Below are 7,199 nucleotides of genomic sequence, written 5' to 3' on the forward strand. Positions count from 1 at the left end.
AACGGAATCATTCTTATTTGTTATAGGGTATGAACCAAATGTCCGACCTTATGCTTGTTTATCATTTGTATCAAATAAGCTATTTCCAGAATGAGAGCTACCCGTCCATTACCAAGTATGGTCGCACCCGTAATAAATGGAATTTTACCTAAAAAAGTACCTAGTGTCTTGATAACGATCTCTTGATTACCTAACAATTCATCGACAGCCACAGCTAGTTTCTTCTCCGCTGAACCTACCACGACAATAGGAATAAATTTATTCTTCATATTCCCTCTTTCAAGCTGCATAGCATCATGCAGCCAAATGAGAGGAATCACTTTATCCCGAATGACAATTACATTTTCTCCATGAACGGTTTGGATATCCTCAATAGGGATGCGGACAATTTCAATAACGTTATTCATGGGAATGACATAATCGCGTCCGCTAACCTTTACCATAAGTCCGGTAATAATGGCTAATGTCAGAGGGATTCGCACGGTAAACATAGTACCCTGATCCGGTTTCGACTCAATATCAATCAATCCGTTCAGCCGCTCAATTTGATTACGAACGATATCCATCCCAACTCCGCGACCGGATACCTCACTAACCGACGCTGCAGTCGAAAATCCAGGGCGAAAGATTAAATTTATCGCATGAAGATCCGAAAGTCGTCCCGCTTCCTCATCGGTAATAATTCCTTTACGCAGGGCAGAGGCTATCATCTTGTCGGGCAGGATTCCCGCACCGTCATCTTCTACGGTTATAACAACTTGATTATCCTCATGAAACGAATTTAAGCGGACGCGCCCTTTCATTCTTTTCCCCTTGCTTGCACGCACATCAGCCGTTTCTATACCGTGATCAACCGCGTTGCGTATTAAATGAATCAAGGGGTCCCCAATTTCTTCGATCAACGTACGATCGAGCTCAGTTTCCATTCCTTCCAATAACAGCTCAATATCCTTGCCAAGCTTCTGGGACAGGTCTCTAACCATCCTTGGAAAACGATTGAATAAATGCTCGATCGGCAGCATCCGTGCTTTCATAACGCTTTCCTGCAGCTCTTCCACAATGCTAGACATATGATCGCTTATATCACTAAGTCTTTCCACAAAATCCTCATTCGCGAACCGGCTTGACACCGAATGTTTCAATTCGTTGAGTGAGGTCTGATCAATTAATAGCTCTCCCACAAGGTTCATCAGATGCTCCAAACGCTCCACACTGACACGTATCGTTTGCGGTCCCTGTTTGCTCTTATCTTCTTGAGCTGGTTCTTTGTCTTTGGGCACAGATACTGCATTCACAGCCTTGTTTAACGGTTTGTACAAATCTACCTTAGCCAATCTAACATCCGTAAGTGTTGATGCCTGCTCTTGCACGTCCTTCATGTCTAATGAAGTACTCACTAGAAAGATGGCTTGCGAATAATCGCTGTCTTCATTATTAGGATCAAATAAAACAGACGGCTCCGAGCAAATTATAGTACCATATCTAGCAGTGATTTCTTGGGCAATCAATTGAAGCCGCGCAGCCATCATCGGACAATCGTCACTTAAGTGTATCCGAATTTTCAACAGCTGCAGCCCCAATTCAACAGCTTCATCAAGCTGCAGCGATTGCTCCAGAGTAAGCTCAGGCAAGCTTTTGACTGGTATTTGCGTATCTGCGACCTTCGTGAAATTTTGCAGATCATACAGTAATTTTGATATATCCGAATAAGATTGCCCTCGCATATACTCATCCCGCAATACTTTCAATACATCCAACGCGTTAAACAGCAAATTAATGAGCGAGGAGTCGACCTCTAGCTTCTTTCCCCTGATCATATCCAATAAATGCTCGACTTCATGGGTAACTGACTTCATTTCATCAAAACCCATTGCAGCTGAGGAGCCCTTAATCGTGTGTGCGGCGCGGAAGATGGATTGAACGGTTTCTTCTAATACTTCATTTTCCATTGAAAGCAGGTCTTGCTCCATTCGTTCAAGCTGATCCACCAATTCTTCAATAAAGGCATCCCGATAGGCTGACAAATCGTTCATAAATAACAGCCTCCCCTAGTCGCGCAGCAGCACTTCATCCAGTTTTAAAATTCCAATCAGTCTGTTATCACGAAGCCCGATCCCTAAGAAATAAGCTCCACTCACACTCCCTACATGCTCAGGTGGCGGCTGGATATCGGGGAATGTAGTCACTTTATTAACTTGATCTACAATAATTCCGACTGATTCTTCCCGATGCTTGACAACTACAATACGTGTTGTTTTGGTAGCTTCCTGCTCAGGCAAGCCGAATAAATTTCTGAAGCTGACGACAGGAACTACCTTGCCTCTTAAATTAATGACGCCCTTCACGTACGGTTTACAATGCGGAATTTCAGTTATGGTTTGCAGCTTAATAATCTCATGAATTTCTTCAATTCTGACGGCATAGGCTTCAACGCCGACAGTCATCTCAATGTATTGGTCCTGCTGTAATGTTGCCATAGAATCACATCCACATGCTTAAATTTTGAAAATAGAGACGGAGGTATTCAGCTCATCAGCAAGCTGTGCAAGCGATTGACATGTTGCCGCCGTTTCTTCCGAGGATGCCGCCGATTCCTGACTGGAAGCGGATATGGACTCAACCGATTGCATAACCTCGGATGCCTGAGCCGATTCCTCCTCGCAGGCCGCAGCTATCTCGTTCACCTTTTGAGAAGAATCATTGACCATGTGAATAATATTTTGAAAAGCTTCACCGGTTTGAGACGATTGGGCCACGCTGTCCAGAACTGCATTTACACTTAGCTTCGTATTCGCTTGCATCACTTTTATGATGGAGGATATTTGCTTCGTTGCTTCACTACTTCTTTCTGCGAGTTTACGAACCTCATCGGCTACTACGGCAAAACCTCTGCCCTGATCCCCTGCTCGCGCCGCTTCAATGGCAGCATTCAACGCCAACAAATTGGTTTGATCCGCAATATCATCAATAACCTCAATAATGTCGCCAATTTTCAAGGAATCCTCTTCTAACCGCGTCATCGTCTGGTTTACAGCTTGCATACCCGCTATAGATGCTTGTATCACTTTATCACCTTCACTAGCGGTCCTTACCGTTACATTGGATAATTCTGCGGCTTGTTCAGCGCTTTCAGCGACGGAATTGATAGCTACACTTAATTCCTTGAACAGCTCTGTTATGGATTGCGCCGACTGTGCTTGAGTGATGCTGCTGCTGGCAATCTCCTCTGTACTCGCTGAGATTTCTTCAGATGCGGCTGCCACACTTTGCGAGGATTGGATAATGCCGTTAATGAGATGTTGCAGGTTGCTAATCATTTGATTAATAGAAGCAGCCAACTGGCCGACTTCGTCCTTCGTATCAATATCCGCTTTCTCCCGCAAATCCCCGTTAGCCACCTTGGTCACCAAATCTACGATCCGATGCAGCGGACGAGCAATCGATTGTGCGATACCATAACCCATTACAATACTGAGGATAAAAGCAATTCCAACAATAATAATGGTTGTCATGCGTGCTGACTTATAGGCTTCGGCTGATTCAGTATTTTTCCCTTCTGCCAGTTTCACGTTGGTATCGATCAGCTTCGTTAAGCTTTCCCTGACCTTCGTGCCAACAGGAATTAATTCACTGTTGAGAAACTTGTTATATTCGGTCTTATCCTCCTTTTCTCCCAATTTCATTGCGGAAGCCAGAACTTTCGTATAGGCAGCAAAAGCAGTATCATAGCTTTTTAGCTGATCTTTTTCAATCAGGGTAATCGTTGTATTGCGGTAGATATCAACCTCGTCCTGTAGCTCCTTGATGTAGCCTTCAATATCACCCTGTAATTTAAGCTCGCCTGCAGAATTGTTACTCAAGCTGATATCGCGAGTGGCTACACGTATATTTTGATAGCTGTTGAGTCCAGATGACAGCCTTTGTATAGATGTCAAATTATTGTTGTACATTTCATTAATATTACCGTCCATCATACTCAAGTTAGATATTGCATACATTCCTACAACGGCTACGATCATTGCAACCATACCAAATCCAGAAATTAATTTTACCGATGTTTTCAAATTATTGAACCACTTCATAGTATCACCCTCTGTTAGTTAGAATTGTGTGCTGCTGTGCTTACGCTCGGGTTTGACCGTTTTTCAATATCATCTCCTCTATCAGTTGTTATGCGTGTTAAATAAGTGACGCCGCTTTTAAATTAATACTGTGTTAATAAAATTTTACATAAATGGAGTTTACAAAAAATTCCGCCAGTATAGAATGGTTCTTTGTACCTATATTCGACTTTTTTCAACATAATTCAACATATTTTAATCATTTAATTAATGATATATAGTCGCTTCCAAATTAAAACCAATTCTGAATGCTTTTTTTGCTATCAATTTGTGTGTTTTTCTGTTTATGGATTCCAAGCTGACATAGCAAAAAACGTGAGAATCACTATGATCCTCACGCCATCTTTCCAAGCTATTCAACTTCATCCAGCTCATCCAAATCAGTAACAGGAGCATGGCAGACAAAATTTTCGCAAATGTAGGCCGTTGCCCTACCGCCAAGCACAACTTTATCCTTCAAGAGCGGAATTAGACTCCTTGCAGCGTTCCCCTGCTCTCCACTGGGATGCAGCATGAAAATCGCGTACGGTAAAAATCTGCGCTGCAGCTTATCCTTCATCGCTTGCAAATCCGGTTTACCAGGGTCACCCGCAAGAACAATCTCCGAAGGAGCGCTTAAAACGTAATCTAATGCAATCAGGAACAAGGCATGACCAGATGGATACTTCTGAACAGAACCAGCGAACGCCTGAAGCTGCTCGTCCGTTTTTTGCGATAAGCCTGCGTCATACGTATATCTGGCCAGCTTGGCCATATTAAGTGCAGCAGCCGAGTTCCCCGATGGCATCGCACCATCATAGATTTCCTTCGGACGTGTAAACAGCTGCTCTCCGTCATTTCCATAAAAGAATAATCCGCCCTGATCCGCATCCCAAAACAACCGCAGCATTTCTGCATTCAGCTCCATAGCCAGCTTCAACAGTTCGACATCGAATGTCGCCTCGTACAGCTCGATCAGTCCCCATACGTAGAAAGCATAATCGTCCACATAACCAAGGTAAGCGGCCTCTCCATCACGGTAACGGGCAAGAATCCGTCCATCCTCACGGCGAAGTTCGTTGGCTATAAAATCCGAAGCACGGCGTGCTGCTTGCGCATACTCTGGCTTGTTAAGCGCCTTGGCTGCTTTGGCTAGGGCCATAATCATCAGCCCGTTCCACGAGGTAAGTATTTTATCATCCTTATGTGGGTGAATCCGCTTCTCCCGATGCTCGAATAACGTTTGACGAGATACTTCCAGTCTTGCTCTCAGCTCAGTAAGTGGTATACCTTTTAATCGGGCTGCATCCTCGATGGTGGATTCGATCAGATTCGGAATGCTGTGTCCTTCAAAGTTCCCGCGGTCGGTGATATCATATACACTGCAGTAGAGCTCGCCCTCTTCTTCACCCAGCAGCTGCTTGATTTCCGTAGGTCTCCATACATAGAACTTGCCTTCTTCGCCTTCGGAATCTGCATCCTCTGCACAATAAAAGGCACCCTGGCTATCCGTCATATCCCGCAGCACATAAGCAATAATCTGCTCGGCTACGTCTGCATACTGTTGTTTGCCAGTTACCTGATAGGCTTCAATATAGGTCATCGTCAGTAGAGCATTGTCGTAAAGCATCTTCTCAAAATGCGGCACCAACCACCGTTCATCTGTCGAATACCGTGAAAATCCCCATCCTACATGATCATACATCCCGCCGCGATACATGCTGTCCAGCGTCTTCTCCACCATAGCCAGCGCCTGCTCATTGCCAGTCTTCTTATAGTAACGAAGCAGATAGGACAAGTTATGCGAGGTCGGAAACTTAGGCGCATCACCAAAGCCGCCATACTGCGGATCAAACAGCTTTTCATACATTTGAAAAGCCTGCTCCAACGTCTTGTCCGAGATTTCCCCCTGCAGGTTGGCTATCAGACGGCTCTGCGTCTCCGCAATAATCTGATCACCCATCTCCGATATTTGGGCACTGTCTTCATTCCACTTGGCCGTTATCTGCGGCAAAAGATCCATCAACCCTTTACGGCCATACTTACGGCCTTTTGGGAAATACGTCCCCGCGAAGAAAGGTTTCTTCTCCGGTGTCATCATGATCGTCAGCGGCCATCCCCCTTGCCCGGTTAAAGCCTGGCAGACGGACATGTACAGGTGATCGACATCAGGACGCTCCTCACGGTCTACTTTGATCGATATGTAATCCTTGTTTAAAAGAGCTGCGACTTCCTCGTCTTCGAAGGATTCGTGCTCCATGACGTGGCACCAATGACAGGTTCATGTGGGTAACCAACGTTAGCTATACCCAATAGATAAGAAAATAGGCTTATTTTCTCTTCTCGCTGTTTCAAATGCTTCATCACTCCACGGGAACCATTTCACGGGATTGTAAGCATGCTGGAGCAAATATGGGGATTTCTCAGCGATTAATCTATTGGGTATGGAATTAGTTGTCATAGGGCATCACCTCCTTGGGTTTGGATTATTTTGGGTTTATAATTTAAGCTTAGCATACCCAGCAACAAAAAGAAAAAACCTAGCTATGATAGCTAAAGGTTGAAGGTTTCCTATAGAATAAAAAATTACAAATTAGTAAGCAATACATGAGTAAAACCATCGTTGTTTATTGCCAACCTGATATCATATTCAGACCAAAGCCATACATGCGAATCACTTATTAGGGGTACGAATTGATTACTTTGAAGTGCTTCTTTAATTTCATTGCGAAATCGTTCCTCACGAGTCTGTAAAATAGTTTGTGTAAACTCCTAAACCTATTAAAATGGAAGTATAGGAAAGGTTGGGGAGAACACATGGGATTATGGACAAAGCAGCAGCTCCGCGAATTTATCAAGGAAAATAAGTTGGTAACAGCTCAAGATGCCCAAAACGCATTAAAGAATCTATTTGCCGAGACGATTCAAGAGATGCTGGAAGCGGAAATGGATACGCATTTAGGCTACCAAAAGCATGAAGTAGAGAACAAAACAACATCAAACAGCCGTAATGGAAAGAGTAAGAAGAGAGTAACCAGTGAGTACGGAGAGCAAGAGATCATCATTCCGCGCGACCGACAAGGCGAATTTGAACCCCTT

At 44.1% G+C, this 7,199-nt stretch carries 4 protein-coding genes and 1 pseudogene; 1 reads left to right on the plus strand and 4 read right to left on the minus strand.

All coding sequences use genetic code 11. From position 1 onward, the window contains the following. Positions 1-20 precede the first annotated feature (20 nt). The 4 genes and pseudogenes from BM210_RS22155 to BM210_RS22170 all read right to left on the minus strand — a co-directional run bounded on the left by BM210_RS22155 (position 21) and on the right by BM210_RS22170 (position 6,561). Positions 21-2,033: a chemotaxis protein CheA gene (locus BM210_RS22155; RefSeq protein ID WP_091173552.1), complete on the minus strand. Its 2,013-nt coding sequence runs from the start codon at positions 2,031-2,033 to the stop codon at positions 21-23. A gap of 15 nt (positions 2,034-2,048) precedes the next feature. Beyond that, a complete protein-coding gene (locus BM210_RS22160) occupies positions 2,049-2,477 on the minus strand; it encodes a chemotaxis protein CheW (protein WP_091173554.1) in 429 nt (142 codons plus the stop codon). An 18-nt stretch (positions 2,478-2,495) separates the two neighbouring features. Further along, complete coding sequence (locus tag BM210_RS22165) at positions 2,496-4,082, minus strand: methyl-accepting chemotaxis protein (RefSeq protein WP_091173556.1); 1,587 nt, start codon at positions 4,080-4,082, stop codon at positions 2,496-2,498. Between the two features lie 391 nt (positions 4,083-4,473). Further along, a pseudogene (locus BM210_RS22170) lies at positions 4,474-6,561 on the minus strand (thioredoxin domain-containing protein). A 356-nt stretch (positions 6,562-6,917) separates the two neighbouring features. On the opposite strand from BM210_RS22170, the gene BM210_RS22175 reads away from it, so the two are divergent. Beyond that, a partial coding sequence (locus tag BM210_RS22175) for a transposase (RefSeq protein WP_177237941.1) occupies positions 6,918-7,199 on the plus strand: 282 nt, incomplete at its 3' end.

Origin of the sequence: Paenibacillus sp. 1_12 (assembly GCF_900114475.1) — a bacterium.
Lineage (GTDB): Bacteria > Bacillota > Bacilli > Paenibacillales > NBRC-103111 > Paenibacillus_S.

Bases quoted from the DNA above. Each gene is read 5' to 3' on its own strand.
- BM210_RS22165 (WP_091173556.1), bottom strand. From the start codon at position 4,082: ATGAAGTGGTTCAATAATTTGAAAACATCGGTAAAATTAATTTCTGGA.
- BM210_RS22155 (WP_091173552.1), bottom strand. From the start codon at position 2,033: ATGAACGATTTGTCAGCCTATCGGGATGCCTTTATTGAAGAATTGGTG.
- BM210_RS22160 (WP_091173554.1), bottom strand. From the start codon at position 2,477: ATGGCAACATTACAGCAGGACCAATACATTGAGATGACTGTCGGCGTT.